This window comes from Shewanella sp. DW31 (genome assembly GCF_015767295.1).
Taxonomy (GTDB): Bacteria; Pseudomonadota; Gammaproteobacteria; order Enterobacterales; family Shewanellaceae; genus Shewanella; species Shewanella oncorhynchi.
This window is the reverse complement of sequence record NZ_JADWMP020000015.1, coordinates 81960-106894: the sequence shown is the minus strand read 5'-3', so window position 1 is coordinate 106894 and position 24935 is coordinate 81960. Positions and strand designations below refer to the sequence as shown.

Sequence of the window (24935 nt, the reverse complement as noted above, 5' to 3'; positions counted from 1 at the left end):
AACTTAATCACCAAATAGTTCAACGTCGCCGCCCGAAGGTAAATTACGAACCCGTAAACGGTACTCACTTTCCCTGTCAAGAATTGTGCTGTTATGCATGGATTTAATTTTACGGACTTTCACTTTTCCCGAATGGGGGAAAAAATACACTTTGCGCGGATACACATCGAGTAAATCGGCAGCAACGATAGGGATATTTTCCAGATTGAGGTATTCAATCACAAACTCAGCATTACGCTCACCAATGTTGTGCACAGTAAAACTACGTAACATATTACCGCCCCCAAACACCTTAGCTTCGAGTGAATTACGCTGTGCGCCAAGCTTGAGCAAGTCGTTGATTAACAACTCCATGGCATACACGCCGTAACGGGCTGAATCGGCGAGCACCCCAGTACAATTACTATTGTCACTTGGCAATAAAAAGTGATTCATTCCACCAATTTTGAGCTTAGGGTCATACAAGCACACTGAGACGCAGGAGCCTAATACTGTCACTATCATGGTATCTTCACGGGTTGCAAAATACTCGCCGGGTAATATTTTTACCGCATCGCAACCAAAATGATGATCGTGATAGCGATTCGGCTCTGCAATAGCATATTCGATATTAGGTTTTAGCACTCATGAGCCCCTTCACTGGCCGATAGGTTGTTTGACCAACGGCAGTGATGATTTGCGGGAACATATTAAAATTTTCCGAATGTCCCGCAATATAAAGCCCATCCTCACTAAGGGAGTTCATCATGTGTTTTAATATGACTTCCTGTGTTTCTTTATCAAAATAAATCATTACATTACGGCAAAAAATCACATCGATTGGTGTTTTTAGCGGCCAAAAAGAATCGAGTAAATTGATGCGGGTAAACTTGAGCATCTGCTTTAATTCGGGCACAACGCGCACATTACCCAACTGTGAACCCCTTCCACGGTGAAAAAAACGTTTCTTACGGATATCGCTGACAGTATCAATACGATCTAAGGGATAAATGCCCATTTCAGCCTTTTTAAGCACGCCGCTGTCGATATCGGAAGCAATGATCTCGATAGGCGTTTTAAAACTGTTGAAATGTTCAGCGACGACAATCGCAATCGAGTAAGGTTCTTCCCCTGTGCTACTGGCAGCACACCAGATCCTGCGGGTATCTGGGTTATCGATTAAATACTGTTTTAACACCTCAAAGTGATGTGGCTCCCGAAAAAATGCTGTTTGATTAGTGGTTAACGCATTGATAAATTCTTGGTGTTCGTTTTCATGGCTTAACAGATACTCAAAATAAGCCGAAAATCCGGCTAATTTCAATGTTCTGATCCGCCGCACTAAACGGCTATACACCATAGCATCCTTGCTATCGGCGAGTTTGATCCCTGCTAAGCGGTACAGCGTCGTCCTCGCGGTATTAAAGTGCACCGAGGTATAGGCAAACTCTCGTTCCAATGGTTTGTTTTCACTCAATTAAAATTCTTCCCATTCATCTTGATCTTGCTTAATGGGCTTCATCGCATTGGTTTTAGGTTTCTCTGTCACTCTGGCTCTTACCATAGGTTGAAGCTGCTGTTTGATGGGTTTCATCGCCTTCGCTTTGGGCGCCGCTAATCTCGCGTTGCTGCGTCTTGGGGCTTCATCTTCGTCGTCCACGCGAAAACTGGCAACACTGTCTGAGAGTTGCTGCGCTTGGGATTGCATGCTTTCCGCTGCAGCGGCCGCTTCTTCAACCAATGCCGCATTTTGTTGCGTCATTTCATCCATTTGCACTACGGCTTTGCTGATCTCATCGATACCGATGGCCTGCTCATTAGAGGCTGAGGCAATTTCCGCCATGATGTCGTTCACCCGTTTAATGGCGATGACAATTTCCTTCATGGTATCGCCGGACTTACCGACAAGGCTGTTGCCACTCTCGATTTTAGACACGGAATCCGATATCAATGCCTTGATATCTTTAGCGGCATTGGCCGAGCGTTGGGCTAAGCTGCGCACTTCTGATGCGACTACAGCAAAGCCGCGGCCTTGTTCGCCCGCCCGCGCCGCTTCAACCGCAGCATTGAGCGCTAAGATATTGGTTTGGAAAGCAATGCCATCGATAACACCAATAATGTCGGCAATCTTACGCGCCGATTCATTAATCGATGCCATGGTCTGGACGACTTGCTGGATAAGCTCACCGCCATCCACTGCGACTTCAGCCGCTTTAGAGGCTAAGGCATTGGCTTGACTGGCGTTATCCGCATTGAGTTTCACTGTACCTGTGAGTTCCTCCATGCTGGCCGAGGTTTGCTCTAGGCTCGAAGCTTGCTCTTCGGTGCGGCTGGATAAATCTGCGTTACCTTGGGCTATTTCTGCCGAAGCGGTATTGATGGTATCCGCAGCTCGTTGAATATCTTGGATCATGAAGGATAACTTTTCAGCAGTTTGATTTGAGTAATTTTTCAAATCATCAAAGGTGCCTTCATAATCGTTATAAATGCGAGTGGTCAAATCGCCATCCGCTAGCGCCATCAGCACACGCGCCACATCTTGCAATCCACGTTCCGAGGTTTCAATTAACGAGTTTAAATTGTTCGCCAGCATTAAAAAGAAACCTTGCTTGCCATCTGTTTCCGCCCTTTGGGAGAAATCACCTGCCGCTGCGGCTGTGACTATGCGGGAAATTTCCTGCTCAGTTTGGACTTCAATGGTGCGGTCGAGCCATTCAACCACAGTCCCTAAGCGCTCACCTTCTTTAGACACTATGGGGCTAGCGGTTAAACGAAAGTGGCAACTGGCCACCTTAATAAGCGATTCATATTTACGGTCTAATTTATCGAGTAAACTTGCTTGGTGGGCAGGATTGCGGTGGAAGATATCCATAGAGCTGCCGAGGATTTTATCCACGGAAAAATGCGGTAAGGCTTGTCTGATCTCACTTTCAGAATGGCGCAACATAGTTTCGACCGAGCGATTCATATAAATGATCGTACGGTTAGCATCGGCTATCATGACGTTGGTACTGGTATTATTGAGCGCTTCGAGGATGCGCTGGGTTGCTCGCTCGGCTTCGATACTTTCGGTGCGGTCTATCCACTCAACACCTGTGCCTAAATGCTTATTTTCAGCGGTGATAATCGGCGTCAGAATCAACCTAAAGGTACGTTTGCCTATGGTGATTTGCGCGGTATGGGATTGGGTTAGACGTTCTAATAAATTGCGCTGATGTGCAGGATTTTTATGGAAAATGTCGATATTACTGCCGATCAGTTTGGCAACCGAGAACTGAGGTAACTCTTTACGAATATCGTCCTCTGCCTCTTGCAGTAAACGGACGACGGCTTTATTCGCATAAATAATATTGCGCTGACTGTCAGCGATCATAAAGCTGTTGCCACTGTTATCAAGTAGCTGAAAATAGCGCTGACGCTCTTCATCCCTTTGCTCACGCGCCTCATCATTGCCAAAAAAATTGAAAATACTCATTATTGTTACTCCTGATCAGTCAGACTATTTGCATCAATTAGACCCAGCTCATCACTGCTGATCAGAGCCTGAATATTTACTAAAATGATCATCTTATCCTCGACCGTGGCTAAGCCTTTGAGGTAGCGGCTATCGAACGCCACCCCAAATTCTGGGGCGGGTAAGATTTCCTCCGCCGACAGCTTAATCACATCGGAGACGGCATCGACCACTATGCCGACTATACGTTCAAACACGTTGAGCATAATAACGATAGTGAACTCGTTATAAGTGGCGGTTCCAACAGCAAATTTCATCCGCAAATCCACTATGGGCACTATGTCACCGCGCAAATTAATCACGCCTTTTATAAAACTGGGGGCGTTGGCGATTTTAGTGACCGACTCATAACCGCGAATTTCTTTGACGGACATAATGTCAAGGGCGTAGTGCTCTTCGCCTAACATAAAGCTTAAAAACTCCACCTCATCATGGGCGTTGTATTCCACTTTGGCGGTCATAGTTGATCGACTCTCCATGGCTATTTCCTTAATTTTTAATGTGCAGAGCGAGCGATTCGACATCGAGGATCAACGCGACGCTACCATCGCCCATGATGGTGGCGCCGGAAACTCCGGGGATCCTGCGATAATGTTTTTCAAGACTTTTAATCACCACTTGCTGCTGGCCAACTAAGGCATCAACGCACAGGCCAAAGCGCTTGTGGTTGCTTTCGAGCAATACGACTATGCCCTCTTCTGGGCAGCGGGCATTGGGCTCAATTTCCATCAGCTGATAAAGATTGAGCAGAGGTAAGTACTCTTCACGTACTTTTAAGAGTCTTTCTTTGGCGAGAAATTTAAGTTGTTCCGTTTGCGGCTGAATAGATTCTATGATGTGCACTAAGGGCAAAATGTAGATCTGATTTCCCACAGAAACCGTCATACCATCGACAATGGCGAGCGTGAGTGGCAACTGGATTTCAAAGGTTGAGCCTTGGCCCTCAGTGGACTCAATATCAATGCGTCCACCTAAGGCTTCAATATTACGGCGCACCACATCCATACCGACACCACGGCCAGACACATCTGTGACTTCCTCCGCAGTTGAAAATCCTGCGGCAAAAATCAATTGCCAAACTTGCTTGTCGCTACTGTTATCAGCCACTTGCAAACCGTTTTCCCGCGCCTTTTGAATAATGCGTTCACGATTTAAGCCTGCGCCGTTATCGTGCACAGCGATAACGATATTGCCGCCCCTTTGACTGGCTTTAAGGGATAACACACCTACTTCGGATTTACCCGCTGCGAGCCGTTTTTCAGGTTTTTCGATACCGTGATCTAAACTATTGCGCACTAAGTGGGTCAGCGGATCGACGAGCTTTTCAATCATTCCCTTGTCAATTTCTGTGTTGCCACCTTCAATCACGAGATTGACGTTTTTACCCAGTTGCTCAGAAAGATCCCTCACCAAACGATTGAAACGGTTAAACACAAAAGATACCGGCAGCATACGTACCGACATCACAGCTTCTTGCATCTCACGGGTATTACGTTCCAATTCATTGAGTGCGGTCTTGAGTCGCTCACCTAAATCGCCCGTCATCTCGTTACCAATGAGGGTCAACATAGACTGAGTGATCACCAGCTCGCCCGCGAGATTAACCAGGGTATCTATTTTGGAGGTTTCGACCCTTAAGGTGGCATCTTGGGCTGGCGTGGCTGATTTTTTAGTCGCGGTTTTCACCTCTGTGGTATTGGGCTTTGGGGCAACGGATGAGTTTGATGTTGCATTTGAACTCAGTATTGCAGGCGAGCTTGCTTTCACAGAAGGACTCGTGGGCACGGTTGAATCAGGTACGGTGGGCTCAGTCGCTTTGGCTTTAAATAGGGTGTTTTTGGATTGGCTACTTCCAGTTTCCTGGGCTTGATGTGCTCGAGTGGTCGCTGGCTTATAAACCTTCTGCACTAGCGGTTTTGAACTTAATAACTCGATTTCATTGGCGAAGGATTCTGGCGTTAATGCTTCAAAAAAACCAAAGCCTAACTCATCATCGTCAATTGTCACATCACACAGCTCAGCAGTACGCTCTTTATTATTTGCCACACTGTCAGCGCTGATGTCTTCCGCTTGATAAGCCTCATCAAAAAATCCAAAGTCTTCACCTTCGATGGCAATATCACGTGCTATTTCATCTTCAAAAAATCCAAAACCCAGATCTTCTGCCTCCACTGGTTCGGTGGGTGTTGCATTTATGATGGGAGTGCTAGCGGCGTCTGTACCATTACGTATCGCAACTGATGAACTAAAAGGCTCACCATTTAACGCCGCAACCAACTGACTTTTACTGTATTCGACCTCCTGCCAATCAATCTGCTCTTCTTCGCGGTACAAGCTCAAGATATGGGATAACGTGTCCACAGTACTCAGCAGTAAATCGATAATAGATGACGTTAATTGGAAGTTACCCTTACGCGTTTTATCCAGCAGGTTTTCCATCACATGGGTGACACTGGTTAATGCGGTAAAACCAAAAATACCACTGCCGCCTTTTATAGAATGTGCAGCACGGAAAATGGTGTTCAGTTCTTCAGGATCGGGAGAAGCAAGGTCCAATGCCAATAGCAATTGTTCCATATTTTCAAGATGTTCATGACTTTCTTCAAAAAAGACCTGATGGAACTCGGCCATATTGATGGACATAGCGCACCCCGTTGCAGTTAACCCAGCACTTTAGCCGTAATAGCCAACAACTTTTGAGGATCAAAGGGTTTTACCATCCATCCCGTCGCACCCGCGGCTTTCCCTTGGGCTTTCATATCATCGCCCGCTTCCGTGGTGAGCATAATGATCGGCGTACGCATAAATGCCGACATAGCACGTAAGGATTTAATTAAGGTCAGCCCATCCATTCGAGGCATGTTTTGGTCTGTCAGAATGAAGTCAAATCTTTGCCCATTACAGATATCAAGGGCTTCTCGACCATCTTTGGCCAGTACCACTTGATAATTAGCCGATTTAAGGGTCGCTTCGACCATTTGTCGAATCGCTGCGGAATCATCAACAATTAATATTCTTTTACTCATGCGCTATTCCATTATGACTTTAGTTATATTCCCTGGCGGTACTAATTCGTAGGTCTTAGATAATGTTTTCACCAGTAAGAGACCGCGCCCAGACAACTGAGGAATGTCCGCCATCAAATTTTCATCACCCTCAAAGCCTTTGCCACTGTCAGCCACGCTAATATGTAATTCATCCTGCGATGAACGCCAGATGATGCTCACTTTTACCCAATCATTTTCCGTGAGCCTATCTGCAAAACTGTCCCTAATACTATGGTACAGTTCGAAGCCTTCTGGATCATTTTTTAGTCGAGAATCTAATTTTAGTACACCATGATCAATAGCGTTGCTAAATAACTCTGCGACAACAGTAAAAACCCGTTGACAGAAATTGGTCGCAAATCCCAATATACTGAGGAACTGATTCAATGAACTTAAATAATCAGCGCTGAGTAACATAGGCCCTGCAATACTGACATCCCAGCAGAACTCTCCATCCATAATGGCTTTAATACGACTAACATCACGATCTTGATGCCAAGTGTTTAATCGTTCAAAATCTAAGGTACAAATAGTGATGTCATCGGCAATATTTTCAGCAGAACAGTACTCATGCATATTGTTCTCTAAATATTTGACTAGACCACCTGACAAATGAATAAATAGATCTTTTAATTTATCAATGCCAAATGGATTGCCGTCATGGGTATATTGCTCTATTAAACCATCACTAAAAAGGCAAGCATGCCCATGGGATGGTAAATCAACCGTAACAATATCCGCTATAAAAGTATGCGGAGGTAAAATACCAAGGGCCATATTTGTCGATTTAAATTTATCGATGGATTGATTACTGACTGAACGAGAATGGTCAGTTTCTTTAATATTGTGGTTTGTTAAACAGTCAATTCCACCCGTTTGAATATACACGGGGGGCATACCACCATTCCAAATGTGTAATTTATTACGATTAAAATCGGCTTCTAAAATAATACAGGCAACAAATCTGTCTTCAGGGTTTTCTCGGTGGAGCTTAGCATTCAGTTCATAAATAAACGTAACTAAAGAAAATCCCTTTGAAACCATGGCCCTAAATGTACTGGCAACACGCATGATGGGCATGGCTGCACTCAGGCCATGACCCGTTGAATCGGCGAGAATTAAGAAGAAATTGCCATTAGGCGCTATGCCATTGAGGATAATATCACCGCTAAAATTGGCACTGGCTTGGCAGTAAGTATGTACAAAATCAAAGTCAGTATTATCAATATTGACTAAGTGCTCAAATAAATGCCGGGCCATGTGTTCTTCTCGGGCCTTTTCATAAAGCATTTTTTCGAGTTCAATTCTTTGATGTTCTACTTTATGCTGAAGTTGCACTCGGGTAAGTAAACATTCAACCTTGTACCAAAATATTTCAACATTTATCGGTTTAACAACAAAATCCAAAACCCCCATTCTAAAACAGGCTAATACGGATTGATTTTCTTTTGTCTCGCTCATGACTATAACAGGTGTTTCTTTTTTGTCCTTATTCAACTTATCCAGTAACGCCAGTGCGGTACCATCCTTTAACCAATAGTTAATCAGAATTAAATCAACCGTATTTTGCGTTATTTCAAATAAACCTTCTTCTAGATCACTACAGACAATGACGTTGTAACCTTTGCTATGAATAAAGTCACTGATCCTTTGACTCGCAATAGCGTCATCATCGATAACTAAAATAAAATGTTCCGGCTGAGTAAGCGATACCATAATGAGTGTTACTCTATGATGTATATTTTCTGCATATTGGCAATACTAAGGATTTCATTCGCCTGACCATGTGCAGCTTTTACAGACGTAGAAATATGTAACTCCTGCGCCTTACGATGCAGCAATACCATCATGCCTAAAGCAGAACTATCAAGGTAAAGCACTCGACCAAAATCTAAAATAATATGGTTAACCTCTGGAAGCGTTAAAATATCTTGATAATCACTGGTGAATTTCTTGTGGTAATAAAAGTCAAAGCGCTCTGGCAATGAAATAACTTTAATATTTGACATTTTGTTATCCCTAATTAAAAGAGTTCAATTTCACCACAGGTAATTTGATCCCTTGAAACGGGATTATGAGTATCCTGACGTCTGCGACTCATTTGTATTGTGATGTCATCACCCTTAATGCCAAACTCCTGTTGTGACATAGTGGTGACGCGATTGAGCGATTCTTTTAAATGGTTTAGGGACTGATTTGTGTAAATCAGGCTTTGGGAAGTAATATCACTGAACTGCAATCCCCGAATAGTATCCGAGATGGCTTGTTCTAGTTCATGTGCCGATGAATCGATACGTTCAATCACTTGAGAATCCTTCTCTGCTTTAACGATAATCTGCCTTAGTGCAGTATCTATATCCTTTTTGGCATCAATAATATAAGTCATATCTTGAGCGGCGACTTTACTCACGTGTACGGTTAATTGCTCAATCTGAATTTGAATTGATTTAAGCTGTTTTTGTATGCTTTCACTAAAACCTGCGCTACGAGTGGATAAAGCGCGCACTTCATCTGCCACAACGGCAAAGCCTCTACCCGCATCACCCGCCCGCGCCGCTTCAATTGCCGCATTTAAAGCGAGCAAATTAGTCTGGGACGAGATTTGATCTATGTCTTGCAAGGCTTTCATTGCTTGAGGCATAGACTCGTAGATGAGATTCACTTTTTCCAACAACTCCATAGTTGATGCCGACATTTCTATGGTGGATTGAATAAAGCGCTCTAACGTCATTGAGGTATTGTTGGCAAATTGTTTCATTTGGTCTGAATGGAATAACTCAGCATCGTCAGTGCTTTGAACAAGAGCGGAAATGAACCCTGTTTGCTCGGTCATTAATCGCCCTAAGCCATCAAACGATTCTCCCAGCAGATTGACCGCATCGCCCTGCACCGCAAGTACGCTGTCAATGTTAGATTCACAACTGTTGAGTGTGGTGATCGTTTCTTGATATAGACTGACGTGAGCTTGCCAATCGGCGGCAAGTTGGTTGTTTGAGGACTTATCATCATGCTGTTGAACTGATTGTATTTGCTTGTGCTGAAAAGATTGCCACAGCAACATAATCAACACGGAAATAATCGGCCCCATAGCCCAGAATGTCATTAAGCTAAGCAGATATCCAATGCCTGCCGCACTCACTGCAACGACCCCATCCTTGAATGTCATATCTATTTCACAATAATTGTACAGTGATTAAAAAGTAGTTTGGTACTGAGCAATTTTCAAACATGAAAGTGAAATTTTTCACATTGTTACGTGTGGCAATGCGGAAAATGCAGTTATCCCGTTAGAAATCCTCAGTATTGGGCGCAAATCTTCAGTAAATCGCTGTAAATTCATGATTTGCTAATAAACTTACCTTTATAGAACCCTAAACTTAACTGTGCAGTCCTCATACCCTAGGTTACACTGGAAGCGTCATTGATTGGGATGGAATCGCTTATGAGTCAACGTACATTACACTCCTTATTTAAACCGACTTCCGTTGCCATTATCGGCGCTTCGAATACTGAGAAACGCGCGGGTAATGTGCTGATGAAAAACCTGCTCTCCAGCGGTTTTTCGGGGCCTATCATGCCAGTCACCCCTAAATATCGGGCTGTGATGGGCGTGCTCGCCTATCCCAATATTGAAGCGTTACCCATCAAACCCGATTTAGCCGTTATCTGTACCCGCGCTTGCCGTGTGCCCGCCATCGTTGAAACCCTGGCGCAATTTGGCTGTAAAGTGGCGATAATTATGGCGTCGGGCATGGCGCAGGAATTTAACGAAGATGGCGTGAGTCTGCTCGACCTAACCATGCAAAATGCCAAGCGTTACGGGATGCGTATTCTGGGGCCAAATAGCTTAGGTATGCTATTACCCCCATTGGGATTAAACGCCAGCTTAGCCCACGCCAGCGCCCTACCGGGTAAAATTGCCTTCGTGTCTCAATCCGCCGCCATTTGTACAACGGTACTCGATTGGGCGAATAACAAAGGTATTGGCTTTTCGTCCTTTATCTCTCTGGGCGATGCCACCGACATTAACTTTGACGAATTGCTCGATTACCTTGGTCGCGACAGTCGCACCAGTGCCATCATGCTTTATATCGATTCTGTGAATGAGAAACGCCATTTTCTCTCCGCTGCCCGAGCCGCCTCACGCAATAAACCGATTCTGGTGATTAAATCTGGTCGCAGCGCCGAAGGGGCCCGCGCTGCAAAATTACATACGGGCGGCGTTGGCGGTAACGATGCCGTGTATGAAGCCGCATTTCGCCGTGCGGGTATGCTACGGGTTAACGACTTAATTGAACTGTTTGCCGCGGTTGAAAGCCTTGCGCATTCCAATCCGCTGCAAGGGGAACGCTTAGGGATTATCAGTAACGGTGGCGGCCCCGCAGTATTAGCGGTGGATGAACTCATTATGCGCGGCGGTAAATTGGCAGAATTGTCAGATGACACCATAGCCAAATTAGAGGCCGTGTTACCTAATACTTGGTCAAGGCAAAATCCCATCGATATCATTGGTGATGCGAACGCGTCACGATATGCTAAAGCCTTGACTATCTTGATGGATTCCAATGAGCTGGATGCCATTTTGGTACTGCACTCGCCTTCGGCGCTCGGTGAAAGCGTTGAAATCGCCGATGCCTTGATTAGCGTGATCCACGCGCATCCGAAAAAGAATCGCCTTAATATTTTAACCAACTGGAGCGGCGAAGACTCAGCCTATCAGGCGCGAAAACGCTTCACTAAGGGCGGCATATCCACCTATCGTACGCCCGAAGGCGCCGTGGGTGCTTTTATGCACATGGTTGAATACCGCCGCAACCAAAAACTACTGCAAGAAGTACCGCAATCGATCCCCGACAATATTCCTACCGATAGCCACACGGCGCGCACATTACTGCAAGCGGCTCAAGCGAAAGGTAAATCGGTACTCGAAACCCACGAGGCGAGTCCTATTTTGCGCGCCTATGGACTGAACACGATAGACACTTGGTTTGTGAAAGATGCCGATGAAGCGGTCGCCATCGCTAATGAAGCGGGCTATCCCTTAGCGTTAAAAGTGCAGTCTCCGAATATCTTGCATAAGTCCGATGTGCACGGAGTGATGCTCAATCTAACCTCGGCCGAAGATATCCGCCACGCCGCGAGTGCCATTACCCAAAGGGTGCATCAAGCCAATCCCGAAGCCATTATCGAAGGCATGATAGTGCAAAAGATGGCGTTGACCGCTGGCGCACAGGAAATCCGTGTTGCTGTGATCAGCGATCCTGTCTTTGGTCCAGCAATTTGTTTGGGTGAAGGCGGTTCAGAGTGGGATCCCACCAATGACGCCGCCGTTGCCTTGCCGCCACTGAATATGGCACTGGCGCGGTATATGGTGATCCAAGCGTTAAAAACCCATAAGTTGAAAGACAGGCATTTACCGCTCGGTTTAGACATGAATGCCCTGTGCGTGATGTTAACGCAAATATCCCATATTATTATCGATTGCCCTGAAATCGCCTCGTTAGATTTAAACCCAGTACTGGCCGCGGGTGAAAACATCACTCTGCTCGATGTGAATATCCGTTTGCATGATGCCAATGCCGACAGTTCATCGCGGATGGCCATCATGCCCTATCCGAAGGAATTAGAAGAATTCGCCGAGCTAAAAAATGGCCTTAAGGTAATGCTAAGGCCGATTTTGCCCGAAGATGAACCTAAACATTTGGCCTTCGATAATTCGCTATCCGATGAAGACAGATACAAACGCTATTTTGGGGTGCGCTCGAAAATGACCCATGAAGAAATGGCGGTATTAACTCAAATCGATTACGCCCGTGAGATGGCCTTTATCGCCACAGCTAAGGGACCCGATGGCGATGACATCACCTTAGGTGCCGTGCGTGCATCTATTGACCCTGATAATACCGAGGCCGAGTTTGCCATGGCGGTGCGTGGCGATCATCAAGGTATAGGGTTAGGTAAGTTGTTACTCGAAAAACTAATCAAATATTATCAGGCCAACGACACGCCCGTGCTCACTGGCTTTACCATGTTTGAGAATCGCAATATGGCCAGTCTTGCCAAGAGTCTCGGTTTTAAAGTGACCTTCGATATGGAGGAGCATTTGATCAAAATGCACATGGATTTAAAACCGCCCAGTGATCAATAGCACCTACCCAGACGAACAAAAACGCCGCAAATCATTGCGGCGTTTTTTTATCCTAAGTAAATGATTATTTAGCGAAATAACGACCTAGCTAATACTTAACGCCTTGAAACATCGACACTCGCCCCCACATTCTCAGCCTCTAACACAGTTACGACCTTCGGACTTAGCTTGGTACAGTGCTTTATCGGCGCGACTAAACAGCGTTTCAGCATCATCCCCCTGTTGCAATGAGGCCATCCCAATCGAGACAGTAATCGCGCCAAGGGAAAGTTTTTTGTCTTTCCCTACCGTTAAGCGCCGCTCAGAAATACGTTCACGCAGATTTTCAGCCACTTGCAATGCGTCGTGAAAATGGGTGTTAGGTAGCACCACCACAAATTCTTCGCCGCCATAACGCGCAACAAAGTCATCCCCACGCACACATTGCTTTAAGGCTAATGCGACATAGGCCAATACTTTATCACCCGTTAAATGACCATAGGTGTCGTTAAAGGCTTTAAAATTATCGATATCAATCAGTAAGAGACTACAGCGGGTCTGGTGATCTTGTGAACGGTAGATTTGATCCTGAATACTCAATTCATAGGCGCGGCGATTATGCAGAGACGTTAATTGGTCTGTCATAGCCGCGAGGCTAAGATTTTCCATTTCCGACTTAAGATTTTGTACTTCTTGACCCATGGTACACAGACTTTGCTCCATCTCACGGTTGTTGATAAGTAGCATCTGCATCTCATCGACCACACCATCAACCAGCTCGTTCAAGGTATTGATATCGGGATTAGTCTGTAATCGCAAACCAAACTCGGCTAATGAGCCAGAAAATGCCGCGGTTCCTTGACTCAACTGGCTGATTTTATTCAACAGGCTATTGATCAAGATTTGTGTTTCAATCTGAACATTTTCAATCACTTCTGGTGACTGTTCTTGGATAAAGGTTTTATAAAGACTGGTATTAACTTCCTTGGTAAAAGAGACCGAATTCGCCAAAAAACCATCAATCGCGCGATTTAAATCGAGATTTGTACCTGCAAAATATTCATACCAAACAGTGTAATTTTCAGGAGTAACAGGAATATCGAGGGCAGACATTTGCGGCACGGCCAAACGCAAAATTTGCGCGGCAGAATCAAGTTCTTTATTTTCTGCAGTAGAAGACATAAATCGCGAACCATAGATTTGTTATGTTTTTGTATATATTAAGTTAACTCAACTGATTCAATTTGGATATGGGAGAAATCAATTATTATGACAGGGAGCAAAAGAAAAGAGGATGTTGCCATCCTCTTCCTCATCATGGTCTTGAACCAACTAGAACGAGCAAAACCTCGCGACAATTAAGTCCACAATTAACCGCGGCAGCGAGCAAAGATATCTAATTCAGGCTGATATACCGCAGTTTTGATATTCATTAGTCCCAATAGACTATCGAATAAATTGTCATGGGAGAAACCACCTTTAGCCGCATGCTCAGCCAAACAATCCATATCCAATTGATTATCTTGGCTAAAATCTTTTGACACCCAAGCAAGCATAGGAATGCTCGTCTGCTCAATCGGTGCGATACTGTAAGGTGCGCCATGTAAATACATGCCTTTTTCGCCTAAAGACTCGCCATGATCGCTCAGATACAACATGGCTGGATCAAATTTATCTTGTTGGTTTTCTAACTTTTTAACCACTTCGCTAATAATATAGTCAGTGTACAAAATACTATTGTCATAGGTGTTCATCAGCTCATCTTCACTGCAGTTTTGTATATCACTGCGCTGACAATCCGGTGTGAACTTACGGTGTTCTGCCGGATAACGTAAGAAATAAGTCGGGCCATGACTACCAATAACATGCAATACAATCACAGTATCTTTGCGTTCTGCGTTGGCTAAGGCTTCATCTAATTTGTTCAGTAACACTTGATCAAAACAATATTGGCCAGTGCACAACTTAGGATCACTGTTCAAATCAATGGTTATGTTTTCAACTTGGTCACACACCCCTTTACAGCCAGAATCATTGTCAAACCACTGCACTTTAATACCACCATGATCCAACACATCAACGGCGGTGTCTTGAGCATAGGCACGGCGTGAATCGTAATCTTCCCGTCCCATGCGAGAAAACATGCAAGGCAAAGATACCGCGGTTGCCGTGCCACATGAATGGGTATCTTTAAAGACTATTAATCCTTGGTCTTGGGTATGGGCGTTGGTTGGCTTGTCGTAGCCATAATACTGATAACTCATTGAACGCGCGGTTTCCCCCACGACGAGGACTAATAAATTCGGTTTACCATTTGAGTTGGCACTGACATTTTTTGCATCAAGGCCAAGTTGCTGATATTCCATTGGCGTTTGCAAGTACTGCACATTGATGTACTTAGACACAGCACCAATAAAATATGTCGGCACGATGTAACGTTTTAGCTCGTCGTTGTTACGGCCAAAGGCCGCGTAATCTTGAAAATAGAAGAAAGCAATAATGCCCAGTCCTGCCAACATCGCTAGCATAAAAAGCACTTTATGCAGTAGTTCTTTTAGGAAAGGTTTGTACTGAATATCCGCTTTATAGATAAGGTACGCGGGTAAAATTCCCGTCAGTAACATATTCATTATCGAAGCAAAATTCACATACATGAACGCTTCGGCATGATTGGTTTGAAAAGTGTTTTCTATCATGCCGTAATCGAAAACGACATTGTATTGGTAGGCAGCGAAGAACACACTCGATGATAACAAGGTGAGTAAGATGAAAAACGGTTTAACGAGATACTTCACCGTAAATAAGGAAAATATAAAACTGAGTGCAAAGGTTAAAAACAACGGCACAGTAGCGATGAAGATAGGATCGACATCAGGTTGTTTTTCAATGCCTTTCTTAATGATGCCAAACAATGGGATATTGAAAATACAGACGTAAAATAACGCTGTGATAAAAGTGAATCGATTCACCGATAGAGTCTTAAATCTTGCTAACACTGATAGCTCTCACTCAAATTAGTTGTTTGTCGAGAATAACTTAGTATTCTTAAGGTAGTCTTAGCCTTTGACAGTGAAATTTTTTCGCAATAGTAGCAAGCTCTCGGCAATGGCTCAAATTATCTGTGGGTATTGTTAACATTAAATAATAAACTTAAAAAAACGGCCGAACCTCAATAAGTTCGACCGTTTTCTGCTCCCCAACCTATTAGGGTCTTGCTCGGTTTTACCAGTGAAGAGTTAACAATTCATGCTAACCCAGCGGTAATTATCTTAATTGCTGTAATAAGTAGGCAAACGCCATTGAATTAAGTTCCGCGGCTTGATTATTATCTGCAGCGCCGGCGTGGCCACCTTCAATATTTTCGTAGTACAAAACATCAATTCCCATGTCTTTCATCTTAGCAACCATCTTACGGGCGTGACCTGGGTGAACCCTGTCATCACGGGTCGATGTGGTGAAAAAGACCTTTGGATAATGCACGTCTTTATGCAGATTATGGTACGGAGAGTACGTTTTAATGTAAGCCCATTCCTCAGGAATATCCGGATTACCGTATTCGCCCATCCAGCTGGCACCGGCGAGTAACTTATTGAATCTAAACATGTCAAGCAGAGGTACTTGGCACACGACAGCGTTGTACAGATCCGGTCTGCGGGTAAATGCCGCCCCCATTAACAGGCCGCCGTTACTGCCACCTTGGATGCCTAAATGTTTACTTGACGTGATTTTACGGGCAATCAAATCTTCCGCTATCGCCTCGAAATCCTCATAGGCTTTATGTCGATTTTGCTTTAACGCCGCTTGATGCCAAGCTGGGCCATATTCGCCACCGCCACGAATGTTAGATAACACATATACGCCGCCCTGCTCTAACCAGTTCTTACCAATGGTGGCCGAATAGGATGGACGCAGTGAGACTTCAAACCCACCATAGCCATAAAGTAGCGTAGGATTAGTGCCATCTAACTTAAGATCCTTAGCCATCACCACAAAGTACGGTACTTTAGTGCCATCTTTAGACGTCGCAAAGTATTGCTCAGTTTTAAACTTATCCGCAGCAAACTGTTGCGGCATACCTTTAATTTTCTTCGGATTTAAGGTTTTTGCATTAACCGTATAGAGGCTTGAAGGCTCAAGAAAACTGGTGTAATTCACGAAAAAATCATCACTGTCTTGCTCAACGTCCATTACCGTCAGGGCGCCATTCGCTTCGAATGGGACTTGGGTGCTTTGCCAAGCGCCCTTTTCGTCTTGCTCATACCGTACTAATTTGCTTTTCACGTTATCGAGCCAATTAACGAAAATCGCACTCTGACTAAAACTAAGCTGCGCTATCGATGCGGTCTGAGTCGGGCTCACAAATAAACTGAATTTGGCTTTTTGGGCGATAAGATCCGCCACATCGGCATACACGACCGCGCCTTGCTTAAAGTTACCGTCTTTATTTGTTAAATCGCTCTTTAACTCAATAAATAACTTACCTTTAAAATAACCTTTAATCTCAGCATCTTGAGGTAATGGCAACCCTATAAGTTTGCCATCTTGATAGACATATTGGCTGGCGGTATAAAAAGTATGTGCCTCGGTGACTAAACTCAGCGGCGTTTTATTATCGAATAAAACCCAGCCTGATACAGCGACAGAGGTTTTGTCACCAGTGAAAATCGGTTTTGCTTGCTCGAGTGCTGTACCACGTTGCCAGAGTTTCACCTCCCGTGGATAACCTGAGTCAGTCATGCTTTGACCATCACCAAAATCAGTACCGACAAAGGCGTGGTCTTTATCTATCCAGCTCAGACTTGATTTGGCTTCTTTCAAAAAGAATGGCTTATCTTTGGTGGCAACAAAGGATTTAGTATTTAAATTAAATTCTCGCACTTCCACCGCATCGGCACCGCCGCGGGAAAGTGAGACAAAACAGCGCTCATTTTCGGGATACTGACAGCTAATATCCTTAAATACCCAATTGACGGATTCAGCTTTACCTAGGGCATCGATATCAAGCACGGTTTCCCATTTGGGATCGGGTTTAGCATATTCTTCCATGGTAGTGCGGCGGTAAATACCGCGCACATGGGTATCATCCTTCCAAAAGTTGTATAACTTGTCGCCAATGTGGGTCGCGTAGGGAATGCGTTCTTTATCGTTCAAGATGGCGAGACTGTTCGCCACTAAGGTATCAAAACCTTTAAACGCTTTAATTTCAGCGGCAGATGCAGCATTTTGGGTTTTCACCCATTCCATCGGCTTTGCGCCTTCAACATCTTCTAACCAAATATATTTATCTTCTTCTGCGTGAAGTTGACCGCTCATACCGAGCACTCCTGCAATGCACCAAGGCAGTAATTTATTATTCATTCTATTCCTTTTAAACAAAGTCCATCTTGAGATCTGCCCTTACATTACCTTAATTAATATCCAGTTCAACTATTAATCCAACAAGAATGTAACAAAAGGTAAGGTACTGTAATAGTGATGATTAATCTAGAATGAATCGCGTTTTTAAAGATGTCATGCTATAAAAAAGCGTCCACGAGGGACGCTTTTTAGTGGATGAAATAGGGTAAATTAAAACTCGTTATTCATACGAGACAACAAATTGAGCAGTACGATTCGTTCCTCACTGCTCATTTTAGCGGTGAGATCTGTAGTGAGTTGTAGATGTAATGCATCATGTTCGAGGAACAAAGTTTGGCCCTTTTCGGTTAACTCCACCAGAATCGAACGACGATCGCTTTCATGGGGACGACGTACAACCCACTCAGCTTCTACCATTTTGTCGATTTGAACCGTTAGTGTGCCTGTTGTGACACCAATTTTATCTGCCAGTTCTTTCATTCTCATAGCGCCGTGCACGCCGAGTAACTCAATGGTGTGCACCTGCGATAGGCTAAAACCTTTGTCACGCACAATGGCGTGTTCCCAAGACGACAGCTTTTCGTAAAATTCAATAATCACATGATTTAATGCATGATCTGTTGAATGTGCGGCCGTTGAATGAGCAGTAGGCAAATGCGGCTCACTTGAATTCAGGTTTGATGAATGATGATGTTTAACAGTCATTTAGGCTTCCTTAGCCATACACTCGCGCTGACGGCAAGTATGGAGTTCAATAGTGATATGGGCCAATTCAGGAAATTGTGATAGTAACTGATTAAAATAACTGACATCTTTCGGTGAATGGGACACGATAGACACCATAATAGCATGGTGATCGGCACTCACTCGCCAAAGATGTAAATCGGCCACTTGATGATCCGGTACGGCCTCAAGAGTTTCCATAACTTTACGCTGTAATGACGCTTTAACACCACCGTCCAGTAAGATAGGACTCGTTTGCTGAATGAGGCCCCATGACCAACGGCTAATAATCACAGCACCCACGATACCCATAACCGGATCGAGCCAAGTCAGTCCCATGTATTTACCAAACAACAAGGCCGCAATGGCGAGCACTGACGTTAACGCATCGGCTAATACGTGAAAATAAGCGGCGCGTAGATTGTGATCATGACCACCGTGTGCCTTCTGACTCTCATGCTCATGCTCATGCTCATGCTCAGCAGCATGGTGCTCCTGTTTATGATGGCAATGGCTATGATCTTGATGACTTTCAACATGTGCATGTGAGTCATCATGTGTATGTGGACCCGCACCATGTGAATGAGCCGTATGGACGTGATCGTCATGGGAGGAGTGTGCTTCGCAGCTGTGATGAGCATGCTCATCTTCATGATCATCTTGATGTCCATGATCGTGACTATGACCATGAGCGTGCCCGTGGTGATGCCCATGGTCGTGGGTATGGTGATCTTTGAGTAAAAATACACTCAGCACATTAACGCTCAAACCTATGACAGCCACAAATATGGCTTCGTTAAAATGGATTTGCTCAGGGTTAATCAGTCGCATTCCCGATTCAATCAACATCACCAGTGCCACAAGTCCTAGCGCTATTGCGCTGGTATAACCGCCAAGCACACTCACTTTGCCAGTACCGAAAGCAAATGCAGGATCGTTAGCGTGTTTACGGGCATAGGAATAGGCGAATAACGTGATCATAAAGGCCGCGGCATGGGTTCCCATGTGCCAACCGTCGGCGAGCAGTGCCATAGAACCGTAGATGGTTCCGGCAGCAATTTCAGCCACCATAGTGATCACGGTTAAATACAGTACATAGCGAGTGTTCTTCTCGCCATCGCGGTTCTGACTCGAAAACTCATGGGCGTGCTGCCACTGGGCGAGTGAGTGCCCTTGGCTTCTTCCCGTAGTAGCTTGATGCCCTGTCGCTTGCTCGGCTGTCATTGATTTCATTGTATGGCCCCTGCTCCATTTCTATCGCTATTAATGGTAAAAAACTTGTCGCTTGAATTATAGTTTGAAAATCAAAATATATGAAGATCAAATTAACTATTTATCAAGATATACTGTTTTCAAACTTTTAAACGTGTATTTGAATACCATAATGCATCTGCGCATCTGCGCACCTGCCATCAGTCGAGACACTGATATGTGAATTAAGATAGGCAGCTAGACTAGGCAAAGGATATCAGGCAAGGTTTAATGGATTAGCGCTTGATTTATGAGTAAAAACAGCTCACATAGCTGAGTTAGATTGGCTTTATTACAGCCTTACGCAGTTATAGACAGACACAGCGGTGGCTTTTCAGTGCAAGTTGAAATCCAAGTTTTAAGGTTTTTATCTAGGCTATTTCATATATTTTTCGCATGATATTAGTCATAAAACAGCCACAGCAAAGAATTGAAATAGCTGCGAACTTAACAAAATAAATCATTGGAAAGTGTAATTAACCCTTATTATTCAGATTGATAAAAATTATTTGAGTAAAACTAGATTTTTTATTGAATAATTTAACCCTTTTTTACCTCTGCTGCGTTTATAGGGAGCAGAACACAGACAAATTTATCGACATCAATTCAGTTCGATTAGGAGAAACAAAATGAAATTGAAGACCTTATTTAGCGTTAGCGCTGTTCCCCTTGCATTTGCAGTATTGTCATTCAATGCCGCGGCGGTGAGCCCACCACATCCAACAGGGTTAAATGCGCCTATGATCAGTATTCAACGTTTCGATCCAAAAGATTACAGCGCACAGGAAGCCACTAAGATGTTCCCTGCTCCGGCAGCAGGTATGGTGCAGCACATTTTAAGTTTACCTAAATTAGAAAACGAAGATGACTACATGGTCGAAATCCAAATTGGTCAGACTCAAATGGTTGATTGCAATAAGCATGGATTAAACGGGGAATTGAAGGAACTGACAGTGCAAGGTTGGGGTTATAACTACTATCAAGTGGATGAAATCGCTGAAGGCCCAAGCACTATGATGGCCTGTTTCGAATTGGCGAAGAAAGAAGCTTTTGTACGTATTCCGGGTGAACTAAAAATGCGCTATGACAGTCGCTTGCCTAAGGTGTTTTATCTACCAGAAGGCGCTGAACTGCGTTTCAGAACTTGGAAAGTAGATTCAACCTATCAATATTCCAAGTAAATAGCCGAATTTAACTCTTGCGTCATCAATCAAATGCGCTTCGAGTCTTTGCTGATTGATAAAAGCAAAGACTCGAAGCGCATTAACTAGAATCGTTTTATTCTAACGACTTGCATAATTTCTATTTCAAAACCTGCCACAGTTTCTGTCTCTGGGTAATAGATGACATTGATCTTTTGCCCTTGCAGATTACGATACTTTTTGACCCGTCTAAATTTAAACGGTACGTCACAATCTTCAATCATAACAGTATGTTGTATCCACTCTGCCTTTTCCCTTTGCATATGCGAAACCACAGTCACACCTTCAGAGTGAACCAAATGTTCATGGGTGGCTAACATCTTTTTTACGGCCTTATTCATGTTCAACTCTTTTATCATCTAGTTGCGACAACAGTGACTCAACTTTCTGTTTAATTTCAGCATATCTCAATTTTTCACAGCGGCCGAAACCACTCAACTTACGCACTTGAAAACGACTCACCAAAGGAACTGACATACCAGCAAGGCAACGACAATAGGTATCAAGTGATAAAGCATCTATGCCTTTGGCCGTTAAATGATGCTTCAACTCATGCAAATCAGCCAATATCTGCTGATCTGTCGGCCAAGTCGGTTCCGTCGAATAACTCAACTTAGCGAAATGACCACGGCAGACACTACAATGACCGCAGACAGCCGGCGTCTCATTATCATCAAAATAACGGGATAAATTGTGGCTTAAGCACGTCTCAAGTTCAAAAAAACGGACTAACTGCGCTATTCGCGCAATTTCTTTCTGCTCTTTATCAATAAAATAATAGTACAGCTCATCGATGAGTTCCGGACGCGCTAATGTGGCAACATCCACCCGATACACATCGGTAATTCGTTTGGTTTCTAATTCAATCAACTGATGTTCAGCTAAATATTCCAGCGCGGCCAACACACGACTGCGTTCATGGCCCGTCGCACTGTACAAGGCATCAAAATCTAACGCGCCCCATATTTTCTTCATCTGCGTATGATTAAAAATTTGCGTCAAAAAGGCCTGCCGCTCTGGATTAAAGCGGCTCAGAATGACATGTTTATCCATTAAAAATTTGTAATTAACATCGGCGTAGTAAGCAAATAACGGCTTAACCACACCTAGAATTTCTAGCTGCACAAGTAACGTTTTTAACGGCAACTGGCGAATATTGCTCGCCGTCGACACGCCATTAAGCTGACATTCCCACTGACCAGAATCTTGTTCAAGTCGAATAGCTTCAATGACTTGCGCTATACCTTCTCGCTCAGGCGTATCGCCATACACAAAATTTTCAACGGTATTGAGTCCGTCAAGATTGGCTAAAGTCACACAATGGGATAACGCACCATCACGCCCTGCTCTGCCGATTTCTTGACTGTAGTTTTCAATGGATTTAGGCAAATCATAGTGGATCACAAAACGGATATTGCTCTTATCTATTCCCATACCAAAGGCGATGGTAGCAACAACCACTTGCAGCTTATCCTGCATAAAATCATTTTGAATTTGTTGACGTTTTTCATCTTCAAATCCAGCATGATAGGCACTGGCGACTATGCCTTGTTGGCTCAAGAGTCGTGCGACTGTTTCGGCGGTTTGCTGTAACGTCACATACACAATACCAGCACCTGAGAATGATGTTATCTGGTTAACCAGTAAGGCATTTTTCTCTTGCGTCGACACGGGCAGAACAGTCAAATCTAAATTGGGTCGATAAAATCCCGTTTGTACTATGTGTTCGGGCGCGATATCGAAGCGCTTGGCCATATCCAGTTTCACTTTACGTGTCGCGGTGGCCGTCAGTAACAGTACCAGCGGGATCTCAAGCTCGCGCCGATAATCGGGTAATTTAAGATAATCAGGCCGAAAATTGTGGCCCCATTCTGAAATACAATGCGCCTCATCGACGACCAACATAGACAGCGGAACCGATTGAATAAACTGCCTAAAGCGTTCATTTTTGAAACGTTCCACCGAGACCATTAAAATTTTCAATTTGCCAGAGCGCGCATCTGTCATCACTTGCTGACTCTGCTCGGCGCTTAAGGTTGAATCTATGCTGGCCGCATGAATTCCCTTAGATTGTAAAAATTCCAGCTGATCTTTCATCAAGGCGAGTAAAGGCGAAATCACTAAACTCAAATGGGGTAACTGCAATGCTGTAAATTGATAACAAAGGGATTTACCAGAACCTGTCGGGAAAATCGCTAAACTCGACTTCCCTGCTAAAAGTTGTGTTATCGTTTGCGCTTGACCAGGGCGAAATTCAGAAAAACCGAAATCCTGCTGCAACAAACTAACGTATGGATTGGTTTCCGGAATGGGATTGAACATCAACCGTCCTTTACACTTATCCTTACCACCCACAAAATTCGGGCATACCGCAAGAAAAAGATTCAGCATTAAGTGAGTCGACTAGTCTAGCAAATTTTGACGTACTTTACGGAGTTAATTAGCAACAACTGAGTTTTCAAGCCAACTTAACTGCTCATCAGCAGCGTAATTATAGGTGCGAATTTTGTTGCAAGACTATGATTAATATATAATTAATTTAATTTTTTAGTCAGCAATTAAATATGAAAATAAAACCGATTTGTAAAAATTCGATCCGATATCTCCTATAAAAAAACAAGACGTCAGATGAATCTCAGCAAAAAATACATCTCCGATAAATTGAGCATTTAAGGTTTTCTAGCAAGATATAGATTGATCAGCGACGTCAGTTTGTCCTGAAATCTTTCTTCAAAACCATCAATGTCACGCCCTATAGAGACTAAATATTTAGTTGCCTGCTCACGCGAAAGCAGCTTATTTGCAAGACTATATTGCATCTCTTCTAAGGTTTTATCATATCTTGGGATCAATACCCAAGTGCCGACATCGACGTCAAAATGTTGCATCGCTTTCTGGGCTAAAGCACAAAAAGCCTCAATATGATCTACGCCATCAGGTCCGAGACAGCCAGGTTCAATTCGGCATAAAACCGCAATTTTCCTATCGTTTGCAATACTTAAACTCATCTCTAATGCCCCGCGTTATCTAGTCGTAAACATAAGATCTTAACAGTAATTTTACGTGTCTGCACAGATAAGTCACGGCTAACTTACCCTTATTAGATAATCCATTTTAGGCAATAGAACAACTTTAAAATCATATTCTTCAAAACATAGATCCGCGGTTATTTTGTTCTATTCATCAATAATGTCGTCTACAACATCCTCATCAGTATGTTGTAAAATATTAAGCGAAATATTTTCATTATGCTCTGACAATAGGGTATCAATGGCTTGGTCAAAACTGTCTAACTTTTGAGTTTCCATATAACGTTTTAACCTCAAAATAATATCCCTGCTCAGCTCAATATGAGACTTTTTTTGCCGTTTTTTTATTTGAGATAATTCTTTGCGAACCATACGCCAGCCAAAATCCGTAAAATACTGATTGAGCATTTTGTTTACATTAGTAAGCTCGTTGTCGATCCGCTGTGCCTTTTTGCGTAATCGGACTAATTCATTTAGTTGTGTTACCAACTTAGTATAGGAAACCGTTTGTAACTCAGCGTCACAAAACCAATCTGGTTTAGATACCACAGCTTCAGGATTGATAAGGCGATAAATTAAGGGTAAGGCAAAAATTAATTCTGCTTCCTCAAGCAATAATAATTTTCTTCCTGCTGTCGGTTTGTCTTGTTGATATATCCAAGCTTGCGGTTCCATAAATACGTTTCTTTAGTTAAGCATGCGTCT

At 43.7% G+C, this 24935-nt stretch carries 20 protein-coding genes; 2 read left to right on the top strand and 18 right to left on the bottom strand.

Annotation, left to right across the window (positions count from 1 at the left end):
• Nucleotides 1-3: 3 nt before the first annotated feature.
• From cheD to GWI56_RS13690, 9 genes are read right to left on the bottom strand one after another with little or no spacing between them, the layout of a single operon-like run.
• Nucleotides 4-624, bottom strand: a complete 621-nt coding sequence (gene cheD, locus GWI56_RS13730; RefSeq protein ID WP_105252529.1) for a chemoreceptor glutamine deamidase CheD — start codon at nt 622-624, stop codon at nt 4-6.
• Entirely contained in the window at nt 611-1456 is an 846-nt protein-coding gene (locus GWI56_RS13725) for a CheR family methyltransferase (RefSeq protein WP_028759906.1), read from the bottom strand. Before GWI56_RS13725 ends, cheD begins: the two co-directional genes overlap by 14 nt.
• Complete coding sequence (locus GWI56_RS13720) at nt 1457-3454, bottom strand: methyl-accepting chemotaxis protein (RefSeq protein ID WP_198573197.1); 1998 nt, start codon at nt 3452-3454, stop codon at nt 1457-1459.
• 5 nt (nt 3455-3459) lie between these two features.
• Nucleotides 3460-3972 carry a chemotaxis protein CheW gene (locus GWI56_RS13715; protein WP_049821692.1) on the bottom strand — a complete coding sequence of 171 codons (513 nt, stop codon included), beginning with the start codon at nt 3970-3972 and terminating at the stop codon, nt 3460-3462.
• 10 nt (nt 3973-3982) lie between these two features.
• Nucleotides 3983-6136 (bottom strand): chemotaxis protein CheA, encoded by a 2154-nt coding sequence (locus GWI56_RS13710; RefSeq protein WP_198573196.1) that lies wholly within the window; start codon nt 6134-6136, stop codon nt 3983-3985.
• Nucleotides 6137-6153: 17 nt separating this feature from the next.
• The gene (locus GWI56_RS13705; RefSeq protein ID WP_028759902.1) at nt 6154-6519 is read right to left on the bottom strand and encodes a response regulator; all 366 of its coding nucleotides are present in this window, start codon (nt 6517-6519) and stop codon (nt 6154-6156) included.
• Between the two features lie 3 nt (nt 6520-6522).
• Nucleotides 6523-8256 carry a SpoIIE family protein phosphatase gene (locus tag GWI56_RS13700; RefSeq protein ID WP_198573195.1) on the bottom strand — a complete coding sequence of 578 codons (1734 nt, stop codon included), beginning with the start codon at nt 8254-8256 and terminating at the stop codon, nt 6523-6525.
• Between the two features lie 8 nt (nt 8257-8264).
• Entirely contained in the window at nt 8265-8549 is a 285-nt protein-coding gene (locus GWI56_RS13695) for an STAS domain-containing protein (protein WP_198573194.1), read from the bottom strand.
• Nucleotides 8550-8563: 14 nt separating this feature from the next.
• Complete coding sequence (locus GWI56_RS13690; protein WP_198573193.1) at nt 8564-9706, bottom strand: methyl-accepting chemotaxis protein; 1143 nt, start codon at nt 9704-9706, stop codon at nt 8564-8566.
• Between the two features lie 276 nt (nt 9707-9982).
• Between GWI56_RS13690 and GWI56_RS13685 the strand changes: the two genes are divergently transcribed.
• Nucleotides 9983-12688 carry an acetate--CoA ligase family protein gene (locus GWI56_RS13685; RefSeq protein ID WP_198573192.1) on the top strand — a complete coding sequence of 902 codons (2706 nt, stop codon included), beginning with the start codon at nt 9983-9985 and terminating at the stop codon, nt 12686-12688.
• A 132-nt stretch (nt 12689-12820) separates the two neighbouring features.
• Here the strand turns inward: GWI56_RS13685 and GWI56_RS13680 are convergent, their stop codons facing one another.
• The 5 genes from GWI56_RS13680 to GWI56_RS13660 form a co-directional block, all read right to left on the bottom strand.
• Entirely contained in the window at nt 12821-13849 is a 1029-nt protein-coding gene (locus tag GWI56_RS13680) for a GGDEF domain-containing protein (RefSeq protein WP_028759897.1), read from the bottom strand.
• Between the two features lie 188 nt (nt 13850-14037).
• On the bottom strand, nt 14038-15663 hold the full coding sequence (locus GWI56_RS13675) for a phosphoethanolamine--lipid A transferase (RefSeq protein WP_198573191.1): 1626 nt from the start codon (nt 15661-15663) through the stop codon (nt 14038-14040).
• Between the two features lie 268 nt (nt 15664-15931).
• Nucleotides 15932-18025, bottom strand: a complete 2094-nt coding sequence (locus tag GWI56_RS13670) for a prolyl oligopeptidase family serine peptidase (protein ID WP_198573190.1) — start codon at nt 18023-18025, stop codon at nt 15932-15934.
• 210 nt (nt 18026-18235) lie between these two features.
• Nucleotides 18236-18730 carry a MarR family transcriptional regulator gene (locus GWI56_RS13665; RefSeq protein ID WP_198573189.1) on the bottom strand — a complete coding sequence of 165 codons (495 nt, stop codon included), beginning with the start codon at nt 18728-18730 and terminating at the stop codon, nt 18236-18238.
• Nucleotides 18731-19981, bottom strand: a complete 1251-nt coding sequence (locus tag GWI56_RS13660; RefSeq protein ID WP_198573188.1) for a cation diffusion facilitator family transporter — start codon at nt 19979-19981, stop codon at nt 18731-18733.
• Nucleotides 19982-20628: 647 nt separating this feature from the next.
• Here GWI56_RS13660 and eco point away from each other — a divergent pair.
• Nucleotides 20629-21180: a serine protease inhibitor ecotin gene (gene eco, locus GWI56_RS13655; RefSeq protein WP_198573187.1), complete on the top strand. Its 552-nt coding sequence runs from the start codon at nt 20629-20631 to the stop codon at nt 21178-21180.
• Between the two features lie 86 nt (nt 21181-21266).
• Here the strand turns inward: eco and GWI56_RS13650 are convergent, their stop codons facing one another.
• The 4 genes from GWI56_RS13650 to GWI56_RS13635 form a co-directional block, all read right to left on the bottom strand.
• Complete coding sequence (locus GWI56_RS13650; protein WP_028759892.1) at nt 21267-21542, bottom strand: hypothetical protein; 276 nt, start codon at nt 21540-21542, stop codon at nt 21267-21269.
• Nucleotides 21535-23523, bottom strand: a complete 1989-nt coding sequence (locus GWI56_RS13645; protein ID WP_198573186.1) for a RecQ family ATP-dependent DNA helicase — start codon at nt 23521-23523, stop codon at nt 21535-21537. The genes GWI56_RS13650 and GWI56_RS13645 overlap by 8 nt, the downstream gene beginning before the upstream one ends.
• Nucleotides 23524-23870: 347 nt before the next feature.
• Complete coding sequence (locus tag GWI56_RS13640; RefSeq protein WP_105252539.1) at nt 23871-24209, bottom strand: hypothetical protein; 339 nt, start codon at nt 24207-24209, stop codon at nt 23871-23873.
• A gap of 168 nt (nt 24210-24377) precedes the next feature.
• A complete protein-coding gene (locus GWI56_RS13635) occupies nt 24378-24905 on the bottom strand; it encodes a hypothetical protein (RefSeq protein WP_198573185.1) in 528 nt (175 codons plus the stop codon).
• Between the last annotated feature and the right edge of the window lie 30 nt (nt 24906-24935).

What these genes read in the sequence shown, in the direction of transcription:
- GWI56_RS13720 (WP_198573197.1), bottom strand. Translation starts at nt 3,454, where the DNA reads ATGAGTATTTTCAATTTTTTTGGCAATGATGAGGCGCGTGAGCAAAGG.
- GWI56_RS13715 (WP_049821692.1), bottom strand. Translation starts at nt 3,972, where the DNA reads ATGGAGAGTCGATCAACTATGACCGCCAAAGTGGAATACAACGCCCAT.
- GWI56_RS13710 (WP_198573196.1), bottom strand. Translation starts at nt 6,136, where the DNA reads ATGTCCATCAATATGGCCGAGTTCCATCAGGTCTTTTTTGAAGAAAGT.
- GWI56_RS13705 (WP_028759902.1), bottom strand. Translation starts at nt 6,519, where the DNA reads ATGAGTAAAAGAATATTAATTGTTGATGATTCCGCAGCGATTCGACAA.
- GWI56_RS13700 (WP_198573195.1), bottom strand. Translation starts at nt 8,256, where the DNA reads ATGGTATCGCTTACTCAGCCGGAACATTTTATTTTAGTTATCGATGAT.
- GWI56_RS13695 (WP_198573194.1), bottom strand. Translation starts at nt 8,549, where the DNA reads ATGTCAAATATTAAAGTTATTTCATTGCCAGAGCGCTTTGACTTTTAT.
- GWI56_RS13690 (WP_198573193.1), bottom strand. Translation starts at nt 9,706, where the DNA reads ATGACATTCAAGGATGGGGTCGTTGCAGTGAGTGCGGCAGGCATTGGA.
- GWI56_RS13685 (WP_198573192.1), top strand. Translation starts at nt 9,983, where the DNA reads ATGAGTCAACGTACATTACACTCCTTATTTAAACCGACTTCCGTTGCC.
- GWI56_RS13680 (WP_028759897.1), bottom strand. Translation starts at nt 13,849, where the DNA reads ATGTCTTCTACTGCAGAAAATAAAGAACTTGATTCTGCCGCGCAAATT.
- GWI56_RS13670 (WP_198573190.1), bottom strand. Translation starts at nt 18,025, where the DNA reads ATGAATAATAAATTACTGCCTTGGTGCATTGCAGGAGTGCTCGGTATG.
- GWI56_RS13665 (WP_198573189.1), bottom strand. Translation starts at nt 18,730, where the DNA reads ATGACTGTTAAACATCATCATTCATCAAACCTGAATTCAAGTGAGCCG.
- GWI56_RS13660 (WP_198573188.1), bottom strand. Translation starts at nt 19,981, where the DNA reads ATGAAATCAATGACAGCCGAGCAAGCGACAGGGCATCAAGCTACTACG.
- eco (WP_198573187.1), top strand. Translation starts at nt 20,629, where the DNA reads ATGAAATTGAAGACCTTATTTAGCGTTAGCGCTGTTCCCCTTGCATTT.
- GWI56_RS13650 (WP_028759892.1), bottom strand. Translation starts at nt 21,542, where the DNA reads ATGAATAAGGCCGTAAAAAAGATGTTAGCCACCCATGAACATTTGGTT.
- GWI56_RS13645 (WP_198573186.1), bottom strand. Translation starts at nt 23,523, where the DNA reads ATGTTCAATCCCATTCCGGAAACCAATCCATACGTTAGTTTGTTGCAG.
- GWI56_RS13640 (WP_105252539.1), bottom strand. Translation starts at nt 24,209, where the DNA reads ATGAGTTTAAGTATTGCAAACGATAGGAAAATTGCGGTTTTATGCCGA.
- GWI56_RS13635 (WP_198573185.1), bottom strand. Translation starts at nt 24,905, where the DNA reads ATGGAACCGCAAGCTTGGATATATCAACAAGACAAACCGACAGCAGGA.